The organism is Pseudolysinimonas kribbensis, assembly GCF_030161895.1.
GTDB lineage: Bacteria > Actinomycetota > Actinomycetes > Actinomycetales > Microbacteriaceae > Pseudolysinimonas > Pseudolysinimonas kribbensis.
In genome coordinates this window covers 2,878,269-2,901,935 of the sequence record NZ_BSVB01000001.1, presented here as the reverse complement: position 1 = coordinate 2,901,935, position 23,667 = coordinate 2,878,269, and the positions used below count along the sequence as shown (strand labels likewise).

The window sequence follows — 23,667 nt, the reverse complement described above, 5'->3', positions numbered from 1 at the left end:
CGGGGTGTTCGCCGTGGGCAGAGACGGCGTCCGTAGTCTCGACGCATGACGACGACTGACGACGCCCTGCACCTGTTCGAGGAGGCCGGTGAGCACGACTCCGCCGGACGCGAGGAGCAGGCCGAGCCGCTGTATCGCGCGGCCCTGGCGGCCGGGCTGCCGACCGCCGAACGGATCCAGGCCGTCATCCAGCTCGCCTCGACGATCCGCAACCTCGACCGGGGCGAGGAGGCGCTCGGGATGCTCGAGGCCGAGTCCGAGGGACGCCCGGTCGACGAGTGGACACCCGCCCTCGCCGCGTTCACCGCCCTCACGCTCGCGAGCCTGGGCCGCGATCGCGGCGCGCTCGTCGTCGCCCTGCGAGCGCTCATCCCATCGCTGCCGCGCTACCACCGATCGGTGGCGGCCTACGTCGACGAGCTCGCGGACGGCGCGCGCTGACCGCTCCGGCCGGACCGGCTCAGCGTGCGAGCTTCTCGAGCGTGTTGAGGTTGCGCGTCGTCAGCCACGGCTTGTGCCGCGCGACGGCCTGCGCCCTGCCGAAGGCGCTGTCGAGCGTCGAGCCCTTCGGCACGCTCCAGTAGAGGACGCCCTCGCCCTCCGCGATCTGCTCGACGTCCGGGTCGAGCTCGGTGGCGAGCAGCTCGGCGCGCACCTCGGGCTTCACCACGAAGACGACGTACGCGTGCCGGTCGTCGCTGCGCGGGAACGGGAACCCCGCGGTGATCTTCGCGACCGCCGCCGCGGTGAGCACGTGCACCCAGGCCTCGTAGCCGAAGCGGTCGCCGAGCGCCCCCTCGAGGCGCGTCTTCGCCGTCGCCGCGGGCTCGCTCGTCGTGAACAGCACGTTGCCGCTCGCCAGCACCGTCGCCACGTCGTCGTAGCCGAGGCCGCGCACGACGTCGGCGAGATCCGCGGACTTCACCGTGATCCCGCCGACGTTGACGCCGCGGAGCAGCGCGACGAAACGCGTCACCCTAGTGGTCGTGGCCCTCGTGGTCGTGGCCGGCGTGGTCGTCGGGGCCGGCGTCGGGGGTCGTGACCACGGCCTCCGGGTCGTCCGGATCGCCGAGGGCGCCCGCCGTGAACGCCGAGACGTCGACGTCCTTGCCCTTGGTGTCGGTGACCTTGGCCCGGCTCAGGATGACGGCGAGCGTCTTCGAGCGCGCGACCTCGCCGATCATGGCGGGCAGCTGCCCGTTCTCGTCGATCACCTTGATGAACTCGCCCGGCTCCATGCCGTACTGCGCGGCCGCCTGCACGAGGTACGTGGTGAGCTCGTTCTGGCCGACCTTGATCTCCTCGGCCTCGGCGATCGCGTCGAGCAGGATCTGCGAGCGGAACGTCTTCTCGGCCGACTCGGCGACCTCCTTGCCGTGCTCCTCGTCTCCGACACGGTTCTCCGCCTCGAGGTGGCGCGTGACCTCGTCGTCGATGAGCTGCGGCGGCACCGGGATGTCGACCTTCTCGAGCAGCGTGTCGACGATCTTGTCGCGCGCCTCCACGCCCTGGCCGAACTCCTTCTGCTTGGTGAGCTGCTCGCGCACGTCGGTGCGGAGCTCGCCGATGGTGTCGAACTGGCTCGCGATCTGCGCGAACTCGTCGTCGGCCTCCGGGAGCTCGCGCTCCTTCACCGAGAGCAGCGTCACCGCGACCTCGGCCTTCTCGCCCTCGTGGTCGCCGCCGAGCAGCTCGGACTCGAACGTGGTCGACTCGCCGGCGGTGAGCGTGTCGAGCGCCTCGTCGATGCCCTCGATGAGCTCGCCCGAGCCGAGCTCGTAGCTCACGTTGCTCGCGGTGTCGACCTCCTCGCCGCCGATGGTGGCGACGAGATCCAGCGTGACGAAGTCGCCCGTCTTGGCGGGGCGGTCCACGGTCACGAGCGTGCCGAAGCGGGTGCGCAGGTTGTCGAGCTCGTTCTCGACCTCGTCGACGCTCACGGCGACGGGCTCCACCTCGAGCTTCATGCCGTCGTACTTCGGGAGCGCGAACTCGGGGCGCACGTCGACCTCGACGGTCACGTGCAGGTCGCCCTGGAACGTCTTCTCGTCGGGCCACTGGGTGACGTCGGCCTCGGGACGGCCGAGCGGACGCAGCTTCTCGGCGTCGGCGGCCTCGCGGTAGAAGCGGTCGAGCCCGTCGCTCACGGCGTGGTTGAGCACCTCGGCACGGCCGACGCGCTGGTCGATGATGGGCGGCGGCACCTTGCCCTTGCGGAAGCCGGGGATCGTGACCTCCTCCGCGATGTGCTTGTATGCGTGATCGATCGACGGCTTGAGGTCGTCGGGGGTCACGGTGATGCTGAGCTTCACGCGCGTGGGCGAGAGCTTCTCGACGGTCGCCTGGACCATAGGGGATGTCTCCTTGTGTGGGGTCGTGCTGTCGGGGCGACAGGATTCGAACCTGCGGCCTCCCGCTCCCAAAGCGGGTGCTCTAGCCAAGCTGAGCTACGCCCCGGGCCGGCCGGCTGCCGCGGGCGTGACCCTCGGATGGCCCCGTCGAGTCTACGGGGTGACGAACAACCCGGCTGCCGCGTCGTGGGTGGCCCGCTGCTTCATCACGAAATGCTGCTTCTTACCGGTCGCCGTGTAGGGCAGCTCGTCGACGATCGCGTAGCGACGCGGGCGCTTGTAGTCGGCGAGCGCGACGCTGTCCTTGCAGAACGCGTCGAGCTCCGTCGCGAGCGCCTGCAGGTCGACGCCGGACTCGCGCGGGCGCAGGTACGCGACCACCAGCTCCCCCATTCCGGATCCGGCAGGCCCGTGACGATGGAGTCCGCGACCGCCGGATGGCTCGCCAGCAGCTCCTCGACCTGCACCGGGTGCACGTTCTCGCCGCCGGAGATGATCATGTCGTCCTTGCGGCCGACGATCGTGACGAGCTCGTCGCCGTCCCAGGTGGCGAGGTCGCCGGGGTACATCCACCCGTCCCGGAACTTCTGCGCCTGCTCCTCGGGGTTGCCGACGTAGGCGTAGCCGCTCTTGACGGTCCGCATGATGACCTCGCCGATCTCCTGGCCGTCCTGCTTCGCCAGCTCGTCGGGCCGCGAGATCCGGTCGGCCTGCACGCGCACCACGGCCACGTCGTCGTCGAGGCATGCCCGGCCGGCGGCGCCCGCCGCGGCGGGCAGATCCTCCGGACGCAGGTAGGTGTTCCAGAACGCCTCCGTCGTGCCGTACCCGTTCGCGATCCGCGGCGTCAGCACCCGCTGGTAGCGCAGCGCGGCGGCGCGGTCCAGCGGCGCGCCCATGGTGACGATCCCCCGCAGCGATGTCAGGTCGCGCGGGTCGGCCTCCTGGGCATCCGCCAGCCGCTCCAGGTTGGTCGGCGCGCCGATGACATAGGTCAGGCGCTCATCCCGGATGGCATCCAGCACGGTCGCGGGATCGAACGCCGGCAGGCACACCACCTCCGATCCCACGAAGAACGCCGTGTTCGGACCGGCGCAGTAGTTGCCGCCGCGATGGAACCACGGCGACATGTTCATCGTCTTGTCGGTGGGTCCGAGCGGGAAGTGCATGACGACGTCGTGGGCGGTGAGCAGCTCGTTGAGGCTGGTCAGCGGCACGGCCTTGGGCATCCCGGTCGTGCCGGAGGTGTAGAGGCGGGAGGTCTCGTCCCAGGTGCTCGCCCCGTCGGGCGCGCGGAAGCTCGGCGCGCCGGCGACGAGCAGCTCCTCGAACCGCAGCGACCCGGGCACGAGCTCGCCCTCCCCCACGCCGACGATGACCGGCGGACGCGCGGCGGCGAGGTCGAGGGCCGTCGCGACGTCGGCGGCCTGCGCCGCCTCGTACACGAAGATCTTCGGCTTCGCGGCGTCGAGGATGAACGCGGTCTCGGCCGGCGCGAGGCGGAAGTTCATGGGCGAGCTGACCGCGCGCAGTCCCTGGGCGGCGACGTAGAGGAACGCGAACTCGGGCCGGTTCATGAGCTGGTAGCAGACGATGTCACCGACACCCACGCCCTGCGCCGCCAGGCCGGCGACGAGCTGGCCGGTCACCTCGCCGAGCTGTCGGTAGGTCCAGCTGCGCCCGCTCGGCGGGTCGGTGATCGCCGTCCGGTTCGCGTAGCGGTGCGTGTTCCGCTCCACGGCGGCGGCGTAGGTGAAGGTGCTCTCGAAGACGTTCCGGAGCGGGGTCGGGTCGTAGTCGGTGTTGCCCATGGGGGTTTCCTTCGTGCGTGCTATTCGGGTGAGGCGGCCGGCGCGAGGTCGGACCAGAACGGCGGCGCGGTCACGGTGAGACCGCCGTCGACGACGAGCGTGGTGCCGGTGATGTAGGAGGCGGCCGGCGAGAGCAGGAACGCGACCGCGCCGGCCAGCTCCGCCGCGGTCCCGAGCCGGCCGAGCGGGATGCGCTGGGCCGTCCGGTCGGATCCGAGCCCGACGACCGCGTTGTAGTGCCGGGCAGAGTCGGTGTCGAACATGCCCCCGTTGACGGCGTTGACGGTGATGCCGCGCGGCCCGAGCTCCGCGGCGAGGTGGCGCACCCACGACTCGAGCGCCGCCTTGTCGGCGCCGAGGGCTCCGTACAGCGGGAACGCACGTCGCGCGCCGTAGCTGCTGAGCGCGACGATCCGCCCGTCGCGGGGCATCGTGGGCACGACCGCCTGCGCGAGTGCCACGAACGAGCGGACATTGGTCGCCCACGAGCGCTCGAGGTTGTTGGCGGTGAGGTCGAGCGCGGGCTTGAACGCGGAGGCGGCGGCGTTCGCGACGAGGGCGTCGAAGGGCCCGCCGTGCGGGTTGGCGGGGTCGATCTCGGCACGGACGAGGTCCCGGATGGCGGCGGCGTCTTCGAGATCGAGACGCGCCGCCGACGCGCGACCGCCGCGCTCGGCGATGACGGCGACGACATCCGCGGCCAGCTGCGCCTCGCTGCGGAAGGTGAGGACGACGTCCCACCCGTCGGCCGCCAGCGATTCCGCGAGCGCACGCCCGACGCCCCGCGATCCTCCGGTGATCAGAACGCGTCGCCGCGTCGTGCTCGTGGGGCCCATCCCGCGTCACGATACGCCCGCGCGAGGGTGGGTCGCACGGGGTGTCGGCCCGGCGATGTCGGTGCCCGCGCGCACACTGGTCGGCATGGCGGACATCGAGATCATGGAGGTGCGGGCGTACGAGCCGCGCTGCCTCGAATGCGGCGAGGTCGGTCCGATCGAGTCGAGCGTCTTCTTCGCGATGGCGTGGGAGGAGGCGCACGTCTGCGTCGCCGTGCGCATCGACGCGGAGGCCTCGGAGCTGCGCGCCGCGTCCTGAGACGACTCCACCCCGGGGGCCGATAGACTCGCGGCGCACCTTCGGGGCGGTAGCTCAATGGTAGAGCCTCAGTCTTCCAAACCGGCGCGGCTGATCTGCGCTGGCCTGGTAGTACTGAGGAGAGCGACCCTCCCGGCAAGCCCGAGAGGGCGAAAAGAGGGCGAGAGCCCGCACAACTAAATACAGATTCGGGGCGGTAGCTCAATGGTAGAGCCTTAGTCTTCCAAACTAATTACGCGGGTTCGATTCCCGTCCGCCCCTCCAAGAAGTCGGCCTCCGCTATGCTCCACATACCCGAGCATTGGAGCAAGATGAGCGACTCCACGGCAGAAGATTCCGGCGGCGGGGCCGAGTCGAAGTCCAAGACGAACTCCACGCTTGCCAAGTTTCCTCGGCACACGGTCGAGCAAGCCCTTCGCATCCCGGAAGCGATTCTGCAGCAGAACGCGGGGAATCCGGCTACACCCGCTGAAGCCGTCCAATACTCCGGAGGCACCAAGGTTTCAGGTCGCTGGAACGTCGAGATCAGTTCCGCGAAGAAGTATGGCTTCCTCAAGACCGAGGGCAAGACGCTCGTGGTGGAGGAACGCGCCCGCAAGGCGATCTCACCCCAGAGCGAGAACGATCGCAGAGATGCTCTACGGGATGCCGTTCTGTCTGCACCCGATCTCGGCGAGGTCTACAAGTATTACCGCGGCGAGGCGTTGCCCGACGAACCCTTCCTCGCCAACGCCCTGACAGATCGATTCGGGATACCCGCTGACCAGGTGCCCGAGTTCCTTGACATCTTTATGAAGTCGATGCGGTCAGCAAACCTCATCGATGAGAGCGGAGCGCAGGTCCGCCTCCTCGACGCCGGACGTGAAACGTCGTCTGGCACTCCGGCCCCTACAAGCAAGAAGCCGACCAGGACAACAACCGGCGCGACCTGCTTTGTTATGCAGCCGTTCGCGGCACCGCTCGGCGGTTACTACGACCTGATCTTCCGTCCCGCGATCGAACAAGCCGGGCTCACCCCAGTGCGTGCCGATGCGGAGATCTTCGGCACTGGAAAGATCATCGACCAAATCTGGCGCGGCATCCAGGATGCCGAGATCCTGCTGGCGGAACTGACAACGAAGAACCCCAATGTGTTCTATGAACTCGGCCTCGCTCACGCCATCGAGAAGCCCGTCATCTTGATCTCGTCCAACGAGGACGACGTGCCATTCGACCTTCGGCACATCCGCGTGATTCTCTATGATCGCACCGATCCGTTCTGGGGACAGAAGCTGATCGACAACATCGCGGACAAGATCACGTCTGCACGGGAGCGTCCCGAAGAAGCCATCTTCAGACTCGCCGATCGCACATAGCGGGACTGCAGCAGCGCGGGTCGTGGTAACGGCGATCCTGAATAGGCCTAGTGCCCCGAGCGCGAGTCGACTCAGAAAAGGTCGCGAATCTCCACTCCGAAAGCAACCGCGAGCCGATGAAGGATGTCGATGCTGACGTTGCGCCGTCCTCGCTCGATACCGCTGACGTAGGTCGTGTGGACGTCCGCCCGCTCCGCGAGCGTCTCTTGCGACCACTGCCGCTCGGCGCGAAGTTCTCGAACGCGCGTGCCGAGCGCGTCCCGCCAAGGCTGCGGCGGGGCTATTTTCGGCACCTTTCAAACCTGGGCGTGTTGACTCATAGTCTCCATAGACGATGAGTAAGGTCGCGCCGTGGATGCGACCCGACCCCGCTCCCTGCGCGACCCAGACGCGGTATCCGAGCGCTATGCGCTATGGCAGACGAAGCCGACCCTGGCCGCGCTGCGTGACTACGTTGGAGACCTGTCAATCCACGGCAGGGATGCGCCCGCTTTCGACCCGACCGACGCCGGTTCTGATGCGCGGGTGATGTTCGTGCTCGAAGCGCCGGGGCCGAAGTCGGCGACCACGAAGGGCTCAGGGTTCATCAGCGCCGACAACAACGATCAGACCGCCGCGAACCTCTGGCAAGCACGAACGGACGCCGGGCTCATCGACGGCTGCATCCAGGCGAACATCGTGCCGTGGTATCTCGGCGCGGCATCGGTGAAGCCGACGCCTTTGGAGCTCGCGGACGGCTCGATACGGCTTCGCTATCTGATTGACCTGCTGCCGAGCCTGGACACCGTCGTCCTCTGCGGCGACTACGCGCGGCAGGGTTGGCGGCGCTACGTCGCCGGGCTGTTTGACGGCCCCGGCCCGGTCGTGATTGAGACACACCACCCGAGCCCGCAGTCGCTGAACTTCGGCACCCGACGCGCAGAGTTCACCGCCGCCGTCGCCAGGGCTGGCACGCGACCCTAGCGCCCGCCACCGAGACGGCGCGGAGCGGGCCAGGTGTCTTGCCCGCGCACACCCTCGCTGCGCAGGTCGGTTGCCTGCTGGCCGGTGGAGCCGGGGAGCACCCGTCCGGCGGGGGTGCGCCGGTTGTCGCCGGAGCGTCCGCCGTACTCGGTCGGGGTGCCTCCGGGCTGCCGGTAGTTGGGCTTGTCGGTCATGCCTCTATCGTCCCTCGCGCCCACATTCCGCCGCGCGCCGCTGGTAATCCATATCGCTCATTTCATATCTCCATAACGGCATGGAGATTGCGAATAGGGGCATTTCAAGCGGGGCGACTGCCAAACCGGGTTCAATTGCTCGTATGACAGTTGAGAACGGTTCTCAGGGCAGACCGGGCCGCAAGCCGGGTGACCTCGTGCGTCTGGACGCGAAGATCACCGCCGACCTTGACCGGGCGCTGAACGAACTCGTCCTCGCGACCGGGGTCGCCAAGGCGAGCCTCGTCCGTGCGGCGCTTGCACAGTACCTCGCCGCACACGGGGCGCTCACGCCCGAGCACCCCGAACTCATCACCCTTGCCCCGACCGCAGGCCCCGGCCTCGCATCCCAGAGAAAGGACACCCCATGACCATGAGCAGCATGCAGCGGAGGGCGGCACCACCGCCGAACGCCGACCTGCCGCCCTACCCCGAGCACCACGCGGCATCCTCGATCAGCCAGCAGATGGCGACCCGTGCCGCGCACTGGGGACAGACCGCCCGCGGGCTGCGCGACGAGATCGCCGCCACCGAAGAAGCCCTCGTCGCGGCGCTGGACGAGCAGGAGCGCCGCGAGGCGAACCGCACCCGACTCCGCGAAGCCCTCAACGCCAGCACGGATCGAGGTCTCCGATGACCATCCTCAACCCGCATGACACGCGGATCGCGGCGCGGCACCTCAAGTACGACAACACCGCCCAGGAGCGCGAGAACGTCCAGCGCGTGGACCGCGAGGTCTTCGACCGGGTCGCAGAGTACGAGCGCGGCGTCGTCGCCTCAGCGCGGGCGGACGCCGACAAGGGCGACCGGCTCGCAAACGAAGCGGTAGCAGCGGTGGCCGACCTGAACTCGCGGTTCCGCGCCGCTGCCGAGGACGGCAACGTGACCCGCGACCTGCTGCGCGAGTTCAACCGCGTGCGCGCTCAGGCCGAAGCACTGGCGGACTCGCTGAATGTGGCTGAGCGCACCGCGCAGTGGCACGCCGGGCGGCTGAGCGACGTCTACGGGACATGGCTCGCACTCGTGCAGAAGTACCCGACCCTCAAGCCAGGGATTCGGGTCCAGTAAGGCTGACCCGCCGCCGCCGTTCGAGCCATGTCGTCGGCGGCGGGTCTTCAACCGAACAACCCACTGAAAGAGAGGCAACGCAAATGACTCACGTTGACGACCGAAGGCTACTCGCCCCGCCGAGCGCGGCGCTCTATGACTACCACGAGCGCGCTCTGCAACCCGGCACGCGACACGAGCCGGCCACCATCAGCAGCGAGGCGGCGAAGACCACCCGACTACTGAGCACCATCGAGCGTGCCACGGCCCGCATCACTCTCCGCCCGCCTGTCGAGGGTGCCGGACTACTGCGCGAGGCCGTCGCACGGCTCCGCGTCTACGAGGCGCGCGGCGTGCTCGACCGCATGAGCGTGCACACCGTCGCCCGCAACCTGCACGCCGTGTTCTTCACCGGCCACCCATTCGGGCTCATCCACGCCGCCCGCGGCTGGCATCTTCTCGAAGAACTCGACCGCCGCGACCTCATCGAGGTCTGGCTCGACACGCCCTGCTCAGGAACGACGCGCAAGTGGCTCCGTGTTCGACTCTGCGACCGACTCGATGAGTTGCGCTTCTGGGAGTCCGGAAATTGACGTTCCCGACAAGGAGATCCACAAGATTGAGTGCCAAGAAGACTGTTATCCGCAGATGTATCACCCGGACTACAAACTCAGTTAGTCTGAAAGGCATGGCACCCGCGACCCTCGCTCGTCCCGTTGCTGTCCGCGCCGCCCGCGCGATCGCTCCCGCTGAGGTTCTTGAGGTTGTTCGTTCTCGAAGCGACGAGTACGTGCGCGAGCAGATCGCCAAGCGACGCGGCATGAAGTCGGCCGAACGCGAAGCACAGCAGGTGGCTGACCGTCGCGCTCGGGCAGAGGCTGCGGCGGCGGCACTTCGCGCAAGCTGAGTGAGCCAGCTCCCACGTCTGCGCGTAACCCAGCGCTGTCTTCGTGACGACCTAGGGCTGGATGTAGCGCACGCGTCCCGTGACGCGCGCCACTACTGCGCAGAACACGAGGCGCTGCAAACGTTCGTTGGGAAGCGATCTGGCGCGCCCGACGTGGGTGAGCCAGCGCTTCGCATGGGACCGAGCCACGGATCTGTGAAGACGCTTCACATCAACCGCGGGCGAGCGGTGACGATCTTCGACGCTGACAAGAACGTCTGTTGGCTCATCGGCTATGGTCCGACACACGCCAAGGGCGAAGACCGCGACGTGTTCAACGACTTCGAGCGCCTAGACGGGCGCGGCGAACTGCTGCCGACCGCCGACGACTACGAGCTGCTAGAAACGCTCAGCACCGCAGCGCAGATCGATGCACTGACCGAGCTCGGATTGGCACTCTACGAAGAGGCGCGGTCGGAGCCCGGTGTCGAAGTAAATCGCACACTGGGACTTAAGGACGGCAAAGAAGGGTCGATGCTGATCGTCGTCGACCTAGAGGTCTTCGACGACGGCGAGGCCGAACAAGGCTGGATCGTGTTCACTATCCCGCCGCAAACAGGCATTGGTGAGGAGCAGTTGTACGATGTGCTTGGCGCCATCCTTCCCGCGAACATGGACGGCGACTCACTAACGATGGTCGCCAAGGTCGGCGACAGGGCGATCAACTACAACGAGTTGGCATGGACTTGGTCCTGCTACCCAGACGCCTAGGCAGCGAGACGCGACTACGACACTCCCGTGACCACTAGCGCCGCGACGGCGATAGCCAGGGAACCGACAGCGACGGCGAGAGAGGCAATGGCGATGCCAGTGCTTAGGCGCTGCGCGCGGTCGGCGTCGGCCTTCGCGTTGCGCGCCACTTCCAGACTGGCGTTGAGCGCTTCAATCACCTGCTCAAGCGACTCGCTCGTCTCTTGTGCCGCCGCCGCAGCGCGCCGGATATCGCCGTCGCGCTGCGAGCGCATCGACGCTTCCATCTGCTCGCGCGTTGGGACAAATCCGTAGCCGCTCATGCGCCCATTTTGTCGCAAAGTGCACTCTCTTGGGCGGGCGTAAGACTGGTGGCGCTGGTCGGGTTCGGGCGGGCGCGAGAGGGCGAAAAAGAGGGCGACCACGCTCCGCCGAGACGATCCGAGGTTGACCGAAGGCGACCGAGTGTCGAGCGCCGAACGGCCCGAGAAGCCCCGAAATCACTGGGCACGGCGGCTCAGCGCGGTCGGAGTCGGTCGACGGCGGCAAGCAGCGGAAACAGTTTGAGGAGCGGCTTCCAAACTGATTACGCGGGTTCGATTCCCGTCCGCCCCTCTCCGGAGTTCGGCTCCCGGTAGGCCGTCATCATGATGGAGATTAGGATGTTCGGCAGCTCGACGCCGAGCTTGGCCACCGCCCGCGCCGGCGGCTGCGGTCCGAAGAACGCGGCGTAGGCCTCGTTCATCCCGGCGAAGTCCTCGGGCCGCGCGAGAAGCACGGTGACCTGCACGATCGCATCGACCGACGCGCCACCCGCCTCGAGGATCGCCACGCAGTTGCTCAGTGCCTGCGTCGTCTGCTCCCGGATGCCGCGGCCCGCCAGCCCCGTGGTCACCTCGATCCCGGTCATCCCCGACACGAAGAGGAAGGGACCCGCCGCCACTCCCTGGCTGTACAGCGGCGAGGCGGGCGCGTCCGGCGTGCTCACGATGCTCTTCATGCCGACACGGTAGGCCCATCGGCACGGCCGGGCACCCGCTCGAGAGCCTGCGCGTCGGCTCCGGATCGCCGTGACCACTCGGCCGCGCGGCCCGACGGCGTGCACGCTGGACCTCCACCGACGAGAGCAGGTGCCTCATGAGCGACCCCACCACCGGCGAGCCGATCGATGACCCGAGCAAGGAACCCACCACGGAGCCGTCCGGGACTCCCCGGAGAACCCGTCGGGTGCAACCGCGTAGAGCTCAGCCGCGTCGCGTGGCCTCGTCCGCCAGCGTCTGCAGCGACGGCGGCAGTCGTCCCGCCCCGAAGTCGTAGTAACGCGCCCATTCGGGGGTGATGGCGATGCGCACCATCTGCTCGTACATGCCCCGAACCGCCTGCTCGAAGCCGGCCAGCGCCTCGGGCGGGATGGTCTTGGCCGCCGCGTCGAGGTACTCCGGCGGGATGCCGTCGACCGTCTCCACGGCGGCGGTGCCCCGGATCAGCAGGGACCGGGCGTCGGCGGGTGTCGCACCGGTGTCGATCGTGACCGCCGCGTGCTGCCGCTCGCGCAGGGCGCGGCCCTTCGGCGCGACGGTGGACGTGCAGATCACGAGCTGCTCGCCCGTCCAGACGAAGCCGATCGGGATCACCCGCGGGGTGCCGTCGTCGCCGAGGTACGCCAGGCGGAGCAGCGGGGCATCACGCAGGAGGTCGCGCGCGCCCGGCTGGCCGAGCTCGGCGCGGATCTCGTCCCTGTTCATCCGACGATCTTGGCAAGGCTCTGCCGCGCAGGACCACCCCGACGCGGGGGATACGCCGGGGTGGCCGGCCGTGCAGCACTGAGCAGCTACCGAAAAGCTAGACAGGCGAACGAGTGCGCTCACCCGGTCTACCCCGGATTGCCAGAGCCTGCTCAGCCTGAGGCGGCCCGGCGACGGCGGGCCCGTGTCGGTCGTCTGGCCTAGTCCGTTCGGCCGATGACAGCGGTCGCCCGTCCCCATATGTTGGCTGCGCGCCGCAGCGAAGGGGAACCGCATGTCGAAACCGCACGTCCGCCCATCCGGGATCCTCGGCCGACTCTCCCGCCTGCGCAAGCCCGGGTCGGCAGCCGTCGCGGCCGTCGCGATCGGGGCGCTGCTGCTGTCGGGCTGCGTGCCGTCCGGTCCGCCGAGCAACCAGGAGGCCGGCGCCGCCGCCGACACCTCCCTCTACGCGGGAGCGCTTCCCGCGCCCGTTCCGATGCCCGAGTCGCCTCACCTGCCGCCCTACCCGCAGGTCCCGACCGATCAGACGCCGGCCGCGATGCAGGCATACAACCGTGCGCTCGGCGTCTACTCGGCGGCCTTCACCGGCGCCCAGGCCGCGACGAAGGCTCAGGCTGCCGCCGTCGACAAGCTCGCGGCCGAGACCCGGAGGGGCGGCAAGACGGCGGTCGCCGCGTGGGAGTCGCTGCTCGTGACCGCCGGCATCGCGGTGGCGGGAGCCGACGGCAAGCCGGTCTCCCTGCACGGCGACACCGGCTCAGGATGGCTCACCAGCGACGCCGAGCTGCGCCTGCACTCGATGCTCTCGGCCTCCCCGGCGGCATCCGCCTCACGGACCTCGCCGACTCCTGGAGCACGACGTTCCAGCTGTCGAAGAACGACCTCGCGAACCTGCTCTACAAGGCGCTGTACTCCCCTGCCGACCACGACTTCGGCGTGGTGTACCAGGCGATGGGTCCGGGTCTCGTCTCGGGAGCCAAGCAGGTTCCCGTCGCGGACGCCGTGCTCGACTGGGCGCAGACGGAGCTGGTCATGCGCCGGCTGGCGGTCGAGGTCGAGGTCGCGAGCAGCAGGAGGGGAGACGTGGCGACCTCGGGCTATCGGACCGTTCCGGATGCGGGAGCCGCCGTGATCGACCCGGCCGCGTACAGCGCCCCCGGACCGCCCATCGCGATTGCGTGAGCTACGACAAGAACCCCTGGGGCACCCGGATCCTCGACCAGACCCAGAAGACGCACTCGCAGTTCGTCTTCGACGGGCTCGTCGAGCACTTCTCCGACGCGGCCAAGGAAGCGGCGGGGAACAATGAGCAGAAGATCTTCACCGGGGGTCGCTTCATCGGCATCGCACGAGTGCTGCTTGCGGCCGCGTCGCTCTACGCCAAGGCCACGTCGCTTCGGGCGAGCTTCGACATGCCGAACGCCCCCTCGTGCGCACGAAGGAGACGCACCCCGGGGAGGTGCGCGACCTCAACATCACCTACACGTTCGACGCCGGCAAGTGGGAAACCGCCCGCGCGTGCCTCAACCTGCTCCTGGGCTTCGCGGGGATCGAGCTACCAGGCACGTCGCCCAAACCTCCGTCGGACATGGACGTCCGGCTGACGACCGATGACCCGTCGATACTCCGGATCGGCGACGGGACCGGCAAGAGCAAGAAGGTGGACAGCGACCAGACCGACAAGGACGGGAGGGTCTCCTTCAAGCTGTCGGGCGCACCGCAGGTCGACCGCCTCCCCGCAGGCGACCCCGGACGACACGACCGTCACCATCCGCGCCCTGAACGATCTCGCGAGCTCGGACTTCTTCGGCGACATCCTGTCGGTGCCGTGGGATGCGGCGGACGCCGCGGGCACCTTCGGCCTCAACTTCATCCCGCAGCTGATCGCGCGGTCGAAGTTCATCACCTTCCGGTATCCGGTGCCGGTGCGCGACTGGGAGCTCCATGCGGACTTCCAGGTCACCGCCGTGGGCGAGGTGACCGAGCGCGCCGCGGGCAACGTCCTGTACACGGGATGCGGGCCGGACATGACGGTCGTGGGCTCCGTCAAGGGAACGGCGACCTTCGCATCCGATACCGTCGATGTCTCGGCGCAGCTCCTCAGCAATCGGACGGGCGTCGGCGCCGGTGAGGCGGTCACCTTCGGTGCTCGCGGCGAGGACTTCCAGCTGCGTGACGCGGGCCGCGGCAACGGGGTGTTCATGTTCAGGCTTCCCGTGTCGTACAAGACCGAGAAGGTCTCGCCCTCGTCCGGCGAGCAGCCCATTCGTCACGTCCAAGACATCAGCGCCGAGTGCGTCGGCAGCGGCGGTCTCAGTACGCCCCCGAAGAAGAGCTCCGACTGCGGCGTGCGCGACTACAACTCGACACTCGATGCGACGATCCCGAAGGCGCGCCACGTGTATCTCGCCGACGAGGTCCCCAACATCTACGGCCTCTGGAAGGACTGCGGGACGATGAAGCTGCAGCCCGCCGACCCGCCCGTTGCGCCGACGATGGACGGCTGTCAGAGCCCGAAGGTCTCTGGCGGGCGCATGCCCTCCACCGCGGACATCTTCGACAAGTCCAAAAAACGGCTGGAGATCAGCGGCACCATGAGCTGCAGGACCGAGGGCGCCGGCAGCCTCTCGACGCTCGAGTACAACTGGTCGCTCGAGTTCTGCCGGGTGGAAAACGGGAAGCCGGACTGCTGACGCGGGCCTCTGTCAGACTCCGCTCCGGTTGATGAGCTCGACGACCGGGATCTCGCGGTCGACCCGGTCCTGGTGCTCGGCGAAGAAGGGCGCCTGCTCCACGATCGCCGACCACGCGGCCGACCGCGCCGATCCGCGCAGCACACGGGCGGTGGCGTCGTACTCGCGCTCGTCCTCCTCGACGTGCGCGTGCGGGTCCGCCTCGAGGTCGCGCAGCCAGGCGGGGTCATCGGCCGCGCCGTTGGCCGAGGCGACCACGTAGCTCGTGCCGCGCACGTGCAGCCGCATCATCGGCGTCGTGCGCGGTGCGCCGCTGCGCCGTCCCGTCGTCGTGAGCAGGAGCAGCCGGTCGCGGTGCATGCCCTCGACCTCGCCGCCCGCGCGGAACTGCTCGATCACCTTCGTATTCGCGTCCTGCGCGCTCATGCCCCTCAGGGTGGCGTGCGCGCGAACGGACGTCACGGGCCTCTCAGCGGACTCCCCGGCCCGATACCGTCGTGCCATGGCGTACGCCGAGAACCGGATCACCGTCCCCCGACCGGGGCCGGTGGTCTACGCATTCCTGACCGACCTCGATCACATCACCGCGTGGATCCCCGCCGTGCAGCGCGTCGAGCTGCTGGCGGGAGCGGCGGGCACGGTGGGCGCCGAGTACGAGGCGGCGGTCGACGTGGGCGGCAGCCTGCGATCCGGGCGCCTGACGATCGTGCGGGTCGACCCGCCGACCGGGATGACGATGCGCATCGCCGCCACGCCCATCCGGATGACCGCGACCGTGCGGGTCGACGACGAGGGCGAGAGCTCGCGGGTCACGGTCGTGCTCGACGCGCCGACCCACGGCCTGCTCCGGCTCATGGACGGGCCGCTCCAGAAGGCGTTGCAGGACGCGCTCGCGCAGCTGCCCGGCCTCGCACGCGCGATCGCCGAGCAGGCCTAGGCAGCCGGGCCGCAGAGCTCAGGCGGCCGCCTGCAGCCAGGCGAGCACGGCGAGCACGCGGCGGTGGTCGGTGCCCGAGTCCTCGAAGGCGAGCTTGCCGAAGATCGAGGTCACGTTCTTCTCGACCGCGCCGACCCCGATGAACAGGGCCTCCGCGATCGCACCGTTCGAGCGCCCCTCGGCCATGAGCTGCAGCACCTCCCGCTCGCGCGGCGTGAGGGTGGCGAGCGGATCGTGCCGCCGGCCGATGAGCTGCGCCACGACCTCCGGGTCGAGCACCGTGCCGCCGCCCACGATGCGCGAGATCGCGTCGTCGAGCTCGGCGAGCGAGGCCACGCGGTCTTTGAGCAGATAGCCGACCCGGCCCTGCCCGGCGCCCAGCAACTCCTGGGCATAGGCGACCTCCACGTACTGGGAGAGCAGCAGGATGCCGATGCCGGGCTCCCGCCGCCGGAGCTCGATCGCGGCGCGCACACCCTCGTCGCGGAAGGTGGGCGGCATGCGCACGTCGAGCACGGCGAGGTCGGGATGCAGCTCGGGCACGGCGCCCAGCAGCGCGTGGGCATCGCCGAACGCGCCGATCACCTCATGCCCCGCCTCCTCGAGCACCCGCACGAGACCCTCGCGCAGCAGCACCGAGTCGTCGGCGACCACGACGCGCACTCCCACCCGTCGAGCGTACCGAGCGCGTCGCGCGCTACTCGACCCGCTCTAGGGGAGGTGCGCCGCGATCACGGTCGGGCCGCCCGCCGGGCTCGTGATGTCGAGCGCTCCGCCGAGGCCCAGCACGCGCTCCCGCAGGTTGGCGAGGCCGTGACCGGGTTCCACCGCGGCGCCCCCGCGGCCGTCGTCGGCGACCGTCAGGTCGAGCCAGGTCCGGTCGGCCTCCGGAACGCGGCGCAGAGCCACGGTCAGGTCGACCTGAGTGGCCGACGCGTGCTTGGCCGCGTTGGCGACGGCCTCCGCGACGATGAAGTACGCGTTGCGCTCCAGTTCCTGCGGCAGCTCCGTGCCGGCCGGCACGCTGGAATGGAACCGGATCGGCACCGCGCCCCGGGCGGCGAGCGACTCCAGCGCGGCCACCAGTCCGCGGTCGAGCAGGATCGGCGGGGCGAATCCGCGCGACAGCGCACGCAGCTCGTCGAGCGCCTCCTTCGACTGCGTGAGCGCCTCGCCGATCAGCCGGCGCGCATGCTCCGGGTCCGCGTCGAGCTGTCGGTCGGCGGCGGCGAGGTCCATCTGCATGCGGACCAGCCGCTGCTGCGGGCCGTCGTGGATGTCGCGCTCGAGCCGCCGGAGAGCGGTGCCCTCCGCGGCGACGGCCGCGCTGCGCGACGCCGAGAGGTCGGAGACCTGCTGACGCAGACCGTCGCTGCGGAAGGCCCCGAGCATCCCCCGAGCCACCCCCAGTGCGCCCAGACCAGCCCGCGGATCACGAACGGAGCGGTCACCAGGAAGAGCAGACCGACCACGAGATACGCGACCTTGTCGGTCGCCTCGGGGTCGACCCCCGCCGGGAGGAGCCCGATGTGCGTGAGCAGCCAATGCGCCGGATACACGTCCTGTCCGCGCTGCGGCAGGAAGATCGACCAGAACCAGTAGCTGGTCCCGCCGAGTGCCGTGGCGACCCACGAGACCATCACCGAGAACGTGACCGTCGACACGATGAAGTTGACCAGCGCCGCCCACAGCAGGTGCAGCCAGTAGTGCCCGTTGCCGAGCACCGAGCGCAGCCATCCGAGGAACCCCGTGCGGGCCCGGGGTCGCGCCAGTCGGGACGCGGGATCTCCGGCATCCCCGCGAAGCGCAGCAGCGCGAGTTCCAGGGTGCCGAAACCGCGGGCGACGTAGAGCCCCGCGATCAGCAGGATGACGCCGATGAAGAAGGTGACGATCGTGCCGATGCCGCCGTTGAGCAGGCCGAGCGTGACGCCGAAGCCGACGCTCGCGAGCGGGAAGGCGATGAACAGGTAGAGCAGCTCGCGCGGGACGGCGCTCCAGAGCCGTCCGTAGCGCCGCATCGCGCCGCCGCCCTCGCGCGTGGTCATGTCCGACATCGTCTCAGTGGTGGTGGTCATCGGGGGCTCCTGAATCGTCGAGCTTCCATGTCGCCGGCACCTTCTGGCCCGGCCTCACCACGAGGAACTGGCCCATCATCCCGCTGTCCTCGTGACGCAGCAGGTGGCAGTGGAACATGTACGGGTGGTCGGCGTCGGCGTAGTCCTGGAACGCGATCACGAGCCGGACCCGCTGCCCCGGCGGCAGGTAGACGGTGTCCTTCCAGCCGGCGAGCGCGGCCGGCGGCGGCGCACCGTCGATGGACTGCACCCGGAACTGCACGTCGTGCACGTGGAAGCTGTGCGGGGCGCCCATGTCGTTGACGACATCCCAGATCTCGGTCGTGCCGACCCTGACGACCGCATCGATGCGGTCCATCGCCATCTTGCGGTCGTTGATGGAGGTGCCGTCCATGTGGAAGACGCGCTCCCCCGCCACCCGGCTGGTGTCGATCGCCGGCAGCGGCACGAGGGCCGCCGGGATGTCGCCGGCATGCCGCAGGGTGGCGGCGGCCCGCAGCTGCAGCACGTCGAAGCGGTCCGCGGCGCCGCCCATCCCGTGCACCTCGCCGAGCCTCGGCGGCTCGGAGCGCAGCACGACCCGCTCGCCGGGCGTCATCCGCACCAGGATCTCGGCGCGCTCCCCGGCGACAGCTGCACGCTGCGCGAGCTGACCGGCTTCGCGAGCAGCCCGCCGTCGCTCGCGATGAGCGAGAACGGCCGGTCGTCGGCCAACGCGAACCGGTAGCTGCGCGCCGGGGATGCATCGAGCAGGCGGAGCCGGACGACATCGGTCGTGACGTCGAGGTAGGGGCCGAGCGTGCCATCCACGAGCAGCCGGTCGCCGAGCCGGCCGGTGAAGTCGTCGTCGCCCGTCGCGAACGAGCCGTCGGGCTGGAACCGCACGTACTGCACGGCGATCGAGATGTCGTCCACGCCGTACTCGTGCGGCAGGGGAAGCGCGCGTTCGGCGGGGTCGTCGAGCAGGAAGAACCCGGCGAGCCCGCGCGCGACCTGGTCGGCGGTCTGCCCGTGCGGATGCGGGTGGTACCACAGCGTCGCGGCGGGCTGGTCGATCCTCCAGCGGGGTCCCAGTCGCCTCCCGGGGCGACCGTCTGGTGCGGGCCGCCGTCGTCGGCGGCCGGCAGATGCATCCCGTGCCAGTGCACGGTCGTGGGCTGGGCGAGCCCGTTGTGGAACCGCACCTCGACCCGGTCGCCGCGCGAGGCGCGCAGGGTGGGCCCGAAGTAGGAGCCGTCGTAGCCGAGGGTCGGCGTGCGGTGGCCGACGCCGAAGGCGGAGCTGCCGGAGCGCGCTTCCAGGTCGAAGACCTTGGTGCCGTCCGGCCGGATCGTCGGGGTCGCCAGCGGCGGGATCGCGAGCGGGCGATCGAAGTCGACCCTGCCGACCGTGGAGACCGGCGCGCTCACGAACCCGCAGCCGGCCAGCAGCACGGCCACCCCGATGCCCAGGGCGGCGAGAGCGGAGATCGAGGCGAGCACGGCGCGGGGTCGGCGGAGCATGCATCCAGGCTCGCGGGGCGGCGACGGCCCCGGCATCCGGACGACGACCGGATCGGGGTGGGGACAACCCCGCACCGGTCCGCGGGTGCCGCGAAGGGCAGCCTCAGCTTGCTTGCGGAATCCCGCGGGCTGCGAAACGGTTGACCCGACGAGGAGGCATTCCATGACCGATGTGAAGTCCGTTCCCCTGACCGGTGTCGACGCCGATGTGGCCGCCGGCGTCGCCCAGTTCCTGAGCCCGGTGGTGCTCGACCTGCAGGCGCTCGCCGTCGACGGCAAGCAGGCGCACTGGCACGTGCGCGGCACCAACTTCCAGGCCGTGCACGAGCTGCTCGACCTCGTGGTCCAGCACGCGCAGGACTACGCCGACCTCGCCGCGGAGCGGGTCGTCGCCCTGGGGCTGCCGGTCGACGCGCGCATCCAGACGGTCGCCGCGAAGACCACGACGCCCGCGCTCGAGCAGGGCTTCCAGCAGTCCGACCAGACGATCGCCCAGGTCATCGCGCAGATCGACGCCGCGCTCGTGACCGTGCGCACGGCGGTCGAGGAGCTGAACGAGCTCGACCAGGTGAGCCAGGATGTCGCGATCGAGATCGCGCGCGGGCTCGACAAGGACCGCTGGTTCCTCTTCGCCCACCTGGCCGCGTAGCCGCCGAGCGGGCGCTACTCGGCCCGCTCGATGCGCTCCATCTCGTCGGCGAGCGCCGGCTGGGCGTAGGGACCGCCGGCATCCCGCAGGCCGTCCATGATCGTGTCGCGCACCTCGGGCGTCTTGTTCTGACTGAGCTTGAGCCGCGCGTCGAAGCGGGTGACCCGCAGGCGCAGGCCCACCGTTCCGAGGGCGAGCCGGCGCGTGCCCTCCGGATCCTCCGCGAGCGAGTGCGGATGCGGCATCCGGCCCTCGAAGTGGTCGGTGAGCCGAGTCAGCACCCGGAAGTTCTCCTCCTCGGAGAGGACTTCGGGCACGCCGTAGAGGTGCGCGGTGACGTGATTCCAGGTCGGCACGATGTCGCCGGGCCCGTACCACCCGGGCGAGACGTACCCGTGCGGACCCTGGACGATGACGAGCATCTCGCGCTCGCCCACCTCGTGCAGCTCGTCGTCGGGCCGGCCGAAGTGCGTGACGATCACGATGCCCTCGGCCTCGTCGTCGAGAAGGGTCGGGTAGTGCGAGGCGACCATGCCGTTCGTGGTCGACGACACGTACGTCGCCCAGGGGTTCTCGCGGATCAGGCGCTTGACCTCCTGCTCGTCGGCGGTGACGTAGCGGGGGTCTGCCTCATGGCAGCATCATGCCTGATCGACCGGGCACCAGTAGAGCTTGCGGCCGCCCAGCTCCTGCATCGCGATCGGGGTGCCGCACACCCGGCAGGGCAGGCCCGTGCGGTGGTACACCCAGTGCCGGTCGTCGCGACTGGCCATGGCCCGGGCGAGATCCTCGGGGCTGAGGTCGTCCATGGTGAGCATCTGGCCGGTCTCGACGCCGATGGACATGAGGTGCACCCAGTCGTGCCACAGGGCGCGCACCACCTCCTCGGGCAGCTCCCGGCCGGGCGTGAACGGGTTCTGCCGCGCCCGGAACAGCAGCTCCGCGCGGTAGACGTTGCCGATCCCGCTGACGACGGCCTGATCCATGAGCAGCAGGGCGATCGCGACGTTGCGCTTGCGCACTCCGGCGACGAAGCGCTCCTCGTTGGCGACGGGGTCGCCGACCTGGGGATCCGGGCCCAGCTTGTCGATCTGCGCCTGCGCCTGCTCCGGGGTGTCCACCTCGCACACGGTCGGGCCGCGCAGGTCGGCGACCGCGGTCGGCGTGAGCAGCCGCACGCGCACCTGGCCCACCGGCTCCGGCGGCCAGTCGCCGTCGACCGGGGCCTCGAGCTTCTCCTGCTCGCTCATCCGCAGCCGGGCGCGGCGGGGGCGCCCATCGACCAGGGCGAGTCCTCGTACCCGGCGAGGTCGGTGCCGCGCTGGTTGGTCTGGCCCATCCGGCCGTTGGCCGAGAACGTCGTGGCGTCGACCGTGATGTCGCCCGCGAAGTCCCACGCGCCGTAGAGCCCGAGATGCACGCGCAACAAGAGCTGATGATCGAACTGCAGGAACATCTGCTTGCCGACGGCGAACGCGTCGACGATCTCATGCCCGTCGAGCTGCGCCGCACCGGCCGCGAACCGCCCCTGCGGCGAGCTCACCGCGACGGGCGCGTTCTCGAAGTGCCGCGCGAACTGGCGCGCGATGCGGTGGATGCTGTGGCCCTCGGGCATGCTGGCTCTTCCGGATGGGGTCGATCTAGTAGACGTCGATCTCGTGACCCGCGATGCCGCCGGTCAGCTCGTACTCGGTCAGCTGCGCGATCCGGCGGGCGTGCCGCTCCTCGCCGCTGAACGGCTCGCCGATGAACGCGTCGACGAGAGCGAGCGCGACCTCGGCCGTGTGCTGCCGGGCGCCGATCGCGATGAGGTTCGCGTCGTTGTGCTGGCGGGCCAGCAGCGCCGTGTCGTGATTCCAGACCAGCGCGGCCCGGGCTCCCGCACCTTGTTCGCGGCGATCTGCTCGCCGTTGCCGGAGCCGCCGAACACCACGCCGAGCGCGTCCACGCCCGACCGCTGGTCGTGGACGACCGCGAGCGCGGTGTTGATGCAGAAGCTCGGGTAGTCGTCGAGCGGGTCGAAGCTCTGCGGTCCATGGTCGATGACCTCGTGCCCGGCGTCGCGCAGGTGCTGCTGGAGGTCGCGACTGAACTCGAGGCCGGCGTGGTCGGTTCCGACGTGGATGCGCATGCTCCTCACCCTAGAGAAACGGCCGGGACGTCGTTCAGGCGGCCCAGTACCCGGCCGCGCACAGCAGGCGGGTCTGCGCGTCCGCCCCGGCGGGCGGCTCGATCGCGGGCGGGAAGACACCCCACTGCCGCCACTCGTCGGCGTGCGGCATGACATGGCGGTCGAGACCGTCGACGAGTTCCGGCGACATCGTGTCGTCGAACCCGGCCAGGCGCGCGATGTGCCACGACTGGAAACCGCGGTACATCGCGAGGTGGGTCAGTGCCTCGGCGAGCGGATAGTCGCCGTAGCTGAAGTGCACGGTGCGCGCTCCGTCCAGCGGAGCGGATGCGGCCGCCGTCGCGGCGGCGTGCGCGCTGCGATACGCGGCGATCGGATCGTCGGAGGCGAGCACGGGCTCCCAGCGATCGCCGATCTCGTCGAGCGGCGTGCCCCGCAGCACCTCCGGCACGAACGCCTCGTCGTGCGCGTGCACGAGCACGATCTGGCCGAGCGTCGGGTCCTCGAACCGGCGCGTCCAGTCGGCCGGCGCCAGGAGGGCGAGCTGCCCGGGCGAGAGCCGCTCGATGACCGCGGCGAGCGCGCCGTCCGCGGTGAGGAAGAGGTCCTGCTCGGGGAGGTTCGGCATGGCCCGGACGCTAACAGCCGCCTGTGACACTCTTGTCGGCCCGCGGCGACGGGAGGATGATCGAAGGCACACCGCGTGAAGCGAGGTCGACATGAGTTCTCGAACCGACATCCCCGACCTGATGCCGACCCTGTCGGCCGGCCGGCACCGTTCGCCCCGGCGGGGCGCCTGTTTCATGGAGTTCGCCTCGTACCTCGCCGGCGAGCGCTGGAGCGATCACCCACGCTGCACCGACCCGACGCTCGCGGCCCTCGCGCGCGCGGTCAACGACACCATTCACGACGATCGCCGCGGCGACCTCGTGCCGCACATCCCGCGCGTGATCGGGCTGCGCGGCGACGACGCCCGGCTCGGACTGCTCGTCTCGCTCCGCGCCGCGACGAGCGCCCTGCCCGTCGCGAGCATGGACCGTCAGCGCGCCCTGGCCGTCGCGGTGCTCGCCGCCCTCGAGGCGCTCGCGGTGTACGGCATCAACGAGCCGGCCGCACGCGACGACGCCCTGGACGCTCTGGCCGAGACGCCGGATGCCGCGGCCTGGGCCGCCGCGCACCTGGCCGTCTGGCAGGTGCAGGCCTCCGAGCTCGTGCGGCACGGCTGCGACGCGATCGTGCGGGCGGCCGCGATCGGCCTCGCGCAGGCGTGCGTCGACGATGCCGACGACCGCCTCGCGGCGATGCTCGTCTCGGCCATCGACGACGCCGAGGCGTTCCTCGGGCGCACGCCGCATCCGGCGCCCGCGCCCATCGAGACCGCCACCCGCGAGCCCGCGCTGACCTGAGCGTTCTGGGTTCGAGGATCCAGCGGCGGGAAC

At 69.9% G+C, this 23,667-nt stretch carries 30 protein-coding genes, 2 tRNA genes and 6 pseudogenes; 16 read left to right on the top strand and 22 right to left on the bottom strand.

All coding sequences use genetic code 11. From position 1 onward, the window contains the following. Positions 1 to 45: 45 nt before the first annotated feature. Positions 46 to 441: a tetratricopeptide repeat protein gene (locus tag QQK35_RS16040; RefSeq protein WP_284255041.1), complete on the top strand. Its 396-nt coding sequence runs from the start codon at positions 46 to 48 to the stop codon at positions 439 to 441. A gap of 19 nt (positions 442 to 460) precedes the next feature. Here QQK35_RS16040 and QQK35_RS16035 read toward each other — a convergent pair whose 3' ends face one another. The 6 genes and pseudogenes from QQK35_RS16035 to QQK35_RS16010 form a co-directional block, all read right to left on the bottom strand. Next, complete coding sequence (locus QQK35_RS16035; RefSeq protein WP_284255040.1) at positions 461 to 976, bottom strand: DUF1697 domain-containing protein; 516 nt, start codon at positions 974 to 976, stop codon at positions 461 to 463. A 1-nt stretch (position 977) separates the two neighbouring features. Continuing rightward, complete coding sequence (gene tig, locus QQK35_RS16030; RefSeq protein ID WP_284255039.1) at positions 978 to 2,351, bottom strand: trigger factor; 1,374 nt, start codon at positions 2,349 to 2,351, stop codon at positions 978 to 980. Between the two features lie 31 nt (positions 2,352 to 2,382). Continuing rightward, a tRNA-Pro gene (locus tag QQK35_RS16025) sits at positions 2,383 to 2,457 on the bottom strand. 47 nt (positions 2,458 to 2,504) lie between these two features. Continuing rightward, on the bottom strand, positions 2,505 to 2,744 hold the full coding sequence (locus QQK35_RS16020) for an AMP-binding enzyme (protein ID WP_284255038.1): 240 nt from the start codon (positions 2,742 to 2,744) through the stop codon (positions 2,505 to 2,507). A 305-nt stretch (positions 2,745 to 3,049) separates the two neighbouring features. Continuing rightward, positions 3,050 to 4,162: pseudogene (locus tag QQK35_RS16015) on the bottom strand (class I adenylate-forming enzyme family protein); the annotation flags it as partial. A 20-nt stretch (positions 4,163 to 4,182) separates the two neighbouring features. Continuing rightward, positions 4,183 to 4,998, bottom strand: a complete 816-nt coding sequence (locus tag QQK35_RS16010; protein ID WP_284255037.1) for an SDR family oxidoreductase — start codon at positions 4,996 to 4,998, stop codon at positions 4,183 to 4,185. Between the two features lie 85 nt (positions 4,999 to 5,083). Here QQK35_RS16010 and QQK35_RS16005 point away from each other — a divergent pair, with 85 nt between their 5' ends. From QQK35_RS16005 to QQK35_RS15995, 3 genes are all read left to right on the top strand, one after another. Continuing rightward, entirely contained in the window at positions 5,084 to 5,257 is a 174-nt protein-coding gene (locus QQK35_RS16005) for a hypothetical protein (RefSeq protein WP_284255036.1), read from the top strand. 190 nt (positions 5,258 to 5,447) lie between these two features. Continuing rightward, positions 5,448 to 5,521: transfer RNA gene (locus tag QQK35_RS16000), tRNA-Gly, on the top strand. 47 nt (positions 5,522 to 5,568) lie between these two features. Continuing rightward, a complete protein-coding gene (locus tag QQK35_RS15995) occupies positions 5,569 to 6,612 on the top strand; it encodes a hypothetical protein (protein ID WP_284255035.1) in 1,044 nt (347 codons plus the stop codon). Positions 6,613 to 6,683: 71 nt separating this feature from the next. Here the strand turns inward: QQK35_RS15995 and QQK35_RS15990 are convergent, their stop codons facing one another. Continuing rightward, entirely contained in the window at positions 6,684 to 6,905 is a 222-nt protein-coding gene (locus QQK35_RS15990) for a helix-turn-helix domain-containing protein (protein WP_284255034.1), read from the bottom strand. A gap of 58 nt (positions 6,906 to 6,963) precedes the next feature. Between QQK35_RS15990 and QQK35_RS15985 the strand changes: the two genes are divergently transcribed. Continuing rightward, positions 6,964 to 7,575 carry a uracil-DNA glycosylase gene (locus QQK35_RS15985; RefSeq protein ID WP_284255033.1) on the top strand — a complete coding sequence of 204 codons (612 nt, stop codon included), beginning with the start codon at positions 6,964 to 6,966 and terminating at the stop codon, positions 7,573 to 7,575. Here QQK35_RS15985 and QQK35_RS15980 read toward each other — a convergent pair. Beyond that, positions 7,572 to 7,769: a hypothetical protein gene (locus QQK35_RS15980; RefSeq protein WP_284255032.1), complete on the bottom strand. Its 198-nt coding sequence runs from the start codon at positions 7,767 to 7,769 to the stop codon at positions 7,572 to 7,574. The genes QQK35_RS15985 and QQK35_RS15980 overlap by 4 nt on opposite strands. A gap of 197 nt (positions 7,770 to 7,966) precedes the next feature. On the opposite strand from QQK35_RS15980, the gene QQK35_RS15975 reads away from it, so the two are divergent. The 5 genes from QQK35_RS15975 (at position 7,967) to QQK35_RS15955 (ending at position 10,512) form a co-directional block, all read left to right on the top strand. Next, positions 7,967 to 8,179 (top strand): ribbon-helix-helix domain-containing protein, encoded by a 213-nt coding sequence (locus QQK35_RS15975; protein WP_284255031.1) that lies wholly within the window; start codon positions 7,967 to 7,969, stop codon positions 8,177 to 8,179. Then, positions 8,176 to 8,445, top strand: a complete 270-nt coding sequence (locus tag QQK35_RS15970; protein WP_284255030.1) for a hypothetical protein — start codon at positions 8,176 to 8,178, stop codon at positions 8,443 to 8,445. The genes QQK35_RS15975 and QQK35_RS15970 overlap by 4 nt, the downstream gene beginning before the upstream one ends. Then, a complete protein-coding gene (locus QQK35_RS15965; protein WP_284255029.1) occupies positions 8,442 to 8,876 on the top strand; it encodes a hypothetical protein in 435 nt (144 codons plus the stop codon). The genes QQK35_RS15970 and QQK35_RS15965 overlap by 4 nt, the downstream gene beginning before the upstream one ends. Positions 8,877 to 8,959: 83 nt before the next feature. Beyond that, positions 8,960 to 9,448 carry a hypothetical protein gene (locus QQK35_RS15960; RefSeq protein WP_284255028.1) on the top strand — a complete coding sequence of 163 codons (489 nt, stop codon included), beginning with the start codon at positions 8,960 to 8,962 and terminating at the stop codon, positions 9,446 to 9,448. 542 nt (positions 9,449 to 9,990) lie between these two features. After that, positions 9,991 to 10,512 (top strand): hypothetical protein, encoded by a 522-nt coding sequence (locus QQK35_RS15955; protein ID WP_284255027.1) that lies wholly within the window; start codon positions 9,991 to 9,993, stop codon positions 10,510 to 10,512. A 14-nt stretch (positions 10,513 to 10,526) separates the two neighbouring features. On the opposite strand, the gene QQK35_RS15950 is transcribed toward QQK35_RS15955, so the two are convergent. The 3 genes from QQK35_RS15950 to QQK35_RS15940 form a co-directional block, all read right to left on the bottom strand. Continuing rightward, complete coding sequence (locus QQK35_RS15950; RefSeq protein ID WP_284255026.1) at positions 10,527 to 10,814, bottom strand: hypothetical protein; 288 nt, start codon at positions 10,812 to 10,814, stop codon at positions 10,527 to 10,529. 263 nt (positions 10,815 to 11,077) lie between these two features. Further along, positions 11,078 to 11,491 (bottom strand): RidA family protein, encoded by a 414-nt coding sequence (locus QQK35_RS15945; protein ID WP_284255025.1) that lies wholly within the window; start codon positions 11,489 to 11,491, stop codon positions 11,078 to 11,080. A gap of 244 nt (positions 11,492 to 11,735) precedes the next feature. Beyond that, positions 11,736 to 12,236, bottom strand: coding sequence for a pyridoxamine 5'-phosphate oxidase family protein (locus QQK35_RS15940; protein ID WP_284255024.1), 501 nt, complete (start codon positions 12,234 to 12,236; stop codon positions 11,736 to 11,738). 765 nt (positions 12,237 to 13,001) lie between these two features. Here QQK35_RS15940 and QQK35_RS15935 point away from each other — a divergent pair. Genes QQK35_RS15935 through QQK35_RS15925 form a run of 3 tightly spaced genes read left to right on the top strand, consistent with a single transcriptional unit; the run spans position 13,002 to position 14,932 of the window. Continuing rightward, positions 13,002 to 13,421 carry a hypothetical protein gene (locus QQK35_RS15935; protein ID WP_284255023.1) on the top strand — a complete coding sequence of 140 codons (420 nt, stop codon included), beginning with the start codon at positions 13,002 to 13,004 and terminating at the stop codon, positions 13,419 to 13,421. Then, positions 13,418 to 13,843, top strand: coding sequence for a hypothetical protein (locus tag QQK35_RS15930; protein ID WP_284255022.1), 426 nt, complete (start codon positions 13,418 to 13,420; stop codon positions 13,841 to 13,843). The genes QQK35_RS15935 and QQK35_RS15930 overlap by 4 nt, the downstream gene beginning before the upstream one ends. Positions 13,844 to 13,849: 6 nt before the next feature. After that, on the top strand, positions 13,850 to 14,932 hold the full coding sequence (locus QQK35_RS15925; RefSeq protein ID WP_284255021.1) for a hypothetical protein: 1,083 nt from the start codon (positions 13,850 to 13,852) through the stop codon (positions 14,930 to 14,932). Positions 14,933 to 14,944: 12 nt separating this feature from the next. Here QQK35_RS15925 and QQK35_RS15920 read toward each other — a convergent pair whose 3' ends face one another. Continuing rightward, positions 14,945 to 15,358, bottom strand: coding sequence for a nitroreductase/quinone reductase family protein (locus tag QQK35_RS15920; protein WP_284255020.1), 414 nt, complete (start codon positions 15,356 to 15,358; stop codon positions 14,945 to 14,947). Between the two features lie 76 nt (positions 15,359 to 15,434). On the opposite strand from QQK35_RS15920, the gene QQK35_RS15915 reads away from it, so the two are divergent. Next, positions 15,435 to 15,869, top strand: coding sequence for an SRPBCC family protein (locus QQK35_RS15915; protein WP_284255019.1), 435 nt, complete (start codon positions 15,435 to 15,437; stop codon positions 15,867 to 15,869). An 18-nt stretch (positions 15,870 to 15,887) separates the two neighbouring features. On the opposite strand, the gene QQK35_RS15910 is transcribed toward QQK35_RS15915, so the two are convergent. From QQK35_RS15910 to QQK35_RS20600, 6 genes and pseudogenes are all read right to left on the bottom strand, one after another. Then, positions 15,888 to 16,532 carry a response regulator transcription factor gene (locus tag QQK35_RS15910; protein ID WP_284255736.1) on the bottom strand — a complete coding sequence of 215 codons (645 nt, stop codon included), beginning with the start codon at positions 16,530 to 16,532 and terminating at the stop codon, positions 15,888 to 15,890. A gap of 48 nt (positions 16,533 to 16,580) precedes the next feature. Beyond that, entirely contained in the window at positions 16,581 to 17,114 is a 534-nt protein-coding gene (locus QQK35_RS15905) for a sensor histidine kinase (RefSeq protein WP_284255018.1), read from the bottom strand. Beyond that, a pseudogene (locus QQK35_RS15900) lies at positions 17,048 to 17,889 on the bottom strand (sensor domain-containing protein). The gene QQK35_RS15905 and the pseudogene QQK35_RS15900 overlap by 67 nt, the downstream one beginning before the upstream one ends. A 40-nt stretch (positions 17,890 to 17,929) precedes the next feature. Beyond that, positions 17,930 to 18,544: a multicopper oxidase domain-containing protein gene (locus QQK35_RS15895; protein WP_284255017.1), complete on the bottom strand. Its 615-nt coding sequence runs from the start codon at positions 18,542 to 18,544 to the stop codon at positions 17,930 to 17,932. Continuing rightward, entirely contained in the window at positions 18,541 to 18,861 is a 321-nt protein-coding gene (locus tag QQK35_RS15890) for a cupredoxin domain-containing protein (protein ID WP_284255016.1), read from the bottom strand. Before QQK35_RS15890 ends, QQK35_RS15895 begins: the two co-directional genes overlap by 4 nt. A gap of 93 nt (positions 18,862 to 18,954) precedes the next feature. Then, positions 18,955 to 19,448 (bottom strand): annotated as a pseudogene (locus QQK35_RS20600) (multicopper oxidase domain-containing protein); the annotation flags it as partial. A 163-nt stretch (positions 19,449 to 19,611) separates the two neighbouring features. Between QQK35_RS20600 and QQK35_RS15885 the strand changes: the two are divergent. After that, entirely contained in the window at positions 19,612 to 20,097 is a 486-nt protein-coding gene (locus QQK35_RS15885) for a Dps family protein (RefSeq protein ID WP_284255015.1), read from the top strand. A 14-nt stretch (positions 20,098 to 20,111) separates the two neighbouring features. On the opposite strand, the pseudogene QQK35_RS15880 reads toward QQK35_RS15885, so the two are convergent. The 4 genes and pseudogenes from QQK35_RS15880 to QQK35_RS15865 form a co-directional block, all read right to left on the bottom strand. Then, positions 20,112 to 20,720, bottom strand: a pseudogene (locus QQK35_RS15880) (FMN-binding negative transcriptional regulator); the annotation flags it as partial. A gap of 18 nt (positions 20,721 to 20,738) precedes the next feature. Beyond that, positions 20,739 to 21,712: pseudogene (locus tag QQK35_RS15875) on the bottom strand (Fpg/Nei family DNA glycosylase). A 25-nt stretch (positions 21,713 to 21,737) separates the two neighbouring features. Next, positions 21,738 to 22,228, bottom strand: a pseudogene (locus QQK35_RS15870) (ribose-5-phosphate isomerase). A 34-nt stretch (positions 22,229 to 22,262) separates the two neighbouring features. Further along, a complete protein-coding gene (locus QQK35_RS15865; RefSeq protein WP_284255014.1) occupies positions 22,263 to 22,856 on the bottom strand; it encodes a hypothetical protein in 594 nt (197 codons plus the stop codon). Between the two features lie 91 nt (positions 22,857 to 22,947). Between QQK35_RS15865 and QQK35_RS15860 the strand changes: the two genes are divergently transcribed. Continuing rightward, positions 22,948 to 23,634, top strand: coding sequence for a hypothetical protein (locus QQK35_RS15860; protein ID WP_284255013.1), 687 nt, complete (start codon positions 22,948 to 22,950; stop codon positions 23,632 to 23,634). Positions 23,635 to 23,667 lie beyond the last annotated feature (33 nt).

Bases quoted from the DNA above. Each gene is read 5' to 3' on its own strand.
- QQK35_RS15915 (WP_284255019.1), top strand. From the start codon at position 15,435: ATGGCGTACGCCGAGAACCGGATCACCGTCCCCCGACCGGGGCCGGTG.
- QQK35_RS16005 (WP_284255036.1), top strand. From the start codon at position 5,084: ATGGCGGACATCGAGATCATGGAGGTGCGGGCGTACGAGCCGCGCTGC.
- QQK35_RS15950 (WP_284255026.1), bottom strand. From the start codon at position 10,814: ATGAGCGGCTACGGATTTGTCCCAACGCGCGAGCAGATGGAAGCGTCG.
- QQK35_RS15940 (WP_284255024.1), bottom strand. From the start codon at position 12,236: ATGAACAGGGACGAGATCCGCGCCGAGCTCGGCCAGCCGGGCGCGCGC.
- QQK35_RS15960 (WP_284255028.1), top strand. From the start codon at position 8,960: ATGACTCACGTTGACGACCGAAGGCTACTCGCCCCGCCGAGCGCGGCG.
- QQK35_RS15970 (WP_284255030.1), top strand. From the start codon at position 8,176: ATGACCATGAGCAGCATGCAGCGGAGGGCGGCACCACCGCCGAACGCC.
- QQK35_RS15935 (WP_284255023.1), top strand. From the start codon at position 13,002: ATGGCTCACCAGCGACGCCGAGCTGCGCCTGCACTCGATGCTCTCGGC.
- QQK35_RS16010 (WP_284255037.1), bottom strand. From the start codon at position 4,998: ATGGGCCCCACGAGCACGACGCGGCGACGCGTTCTGATCACCGGAGGA.
- QQK35_RS15865 (WP_284255014.1), bottom strand. From the start codon at position 22,856: ATGCCGAACCTCCCCGAGCAGGACCTCTTCCTCACCGCGGACGGCGCG.
- QQK35_RS15895 (WP_284255017.1), bottom strand. From the start codon at position 18,544: ATGACGCCCGGCGAGCGGGTCGTGCTGCGCTCCGAGCCGCCGAGGCTC.
- QQK35_RS15885 (WP_284255015.1), top strand. From the start codon at position 19,612: ATGACCGATGTGAAGTCCGTTCCCCTGACCGGTGTCGACGCCGATGTG.
- QQK35_RS15920 (WP_284255020.1), bottom strand. From the start codon at position 15,358: ATGAGCGCGCAGGACGCGAATACGAAGGTGATCGAGCAGTTCCGCGCG.
- QQK35_RS16020 (WP_284255038.1), bottom strand. From the start codon at position 2,744: ATGGGGGAGCTGGTGGTCGCGTACCTGCGCCCGCGCGAGTCCGGCGTC.
- QQK35_RS15995 (WP_284255035.1), top strand. From the start codon at position 5,569: ATGAGCGACTCCACGGCAGAAGATTCCGGCGGCGGGGCCGAGTCGAAG.
- QQK35_RS15905 (WP_284255018.1), bottom strand. From the start codon at position 17,114: ATGCAGATGGACCTCGCCGCCGCCGACCGACAGCTCGACGCGGACCCG.
- QQK35_RS15860 (WP_284255013.1), top strand. From the start codon at position 22,948: ATGAGTTCTCGAACCGACATCCCCGACCTGATGCCGACCCTGTCGGCC.
- QQK35_RS16040 (WP_284255041.1), top strand. From the start codon at position 46: ATGACGACGACTGACGACGCCCTGCACCTGTTCGAGGAGGCCGGTGAG.
- QQK35_RS15925 (WP_284255021.1), top strand. From the start codon at position 13,850: ATGACCCGTCGATACTCCGGATCGGCGACGGGACCGGCAAGAGCAAGA.
- tig (WP_284255039.1), bottom strand. From the start codon at position 2,351: ATGGTCCAGGCGACCGTCGAGAAGCTCTCGCCCACGCGCGTGAAGCTC.
- QQK35_RS15965 (WP_284255029.1), top strand. From the start codon at position 8,442: ATGACCATCCTCAACCCGCATGACACGCGGATCGCGGCGCGGCACCTC.
- QQK35_RS15980 (WP_284255032.1), bottom strand. From the start codon at position 7,769: ATGACCGACAAGCCCAACTACCGGCAGCCCGGAGGCACCCCGACCGAG.
- QQK35_RS15945 (WP_284255025.1), bottom strand. From the start codon at position 11,491: ATGAAGAGCATCGTGAGCACGCCGGACGCGCCCGCCTCGCCGCTGTAC.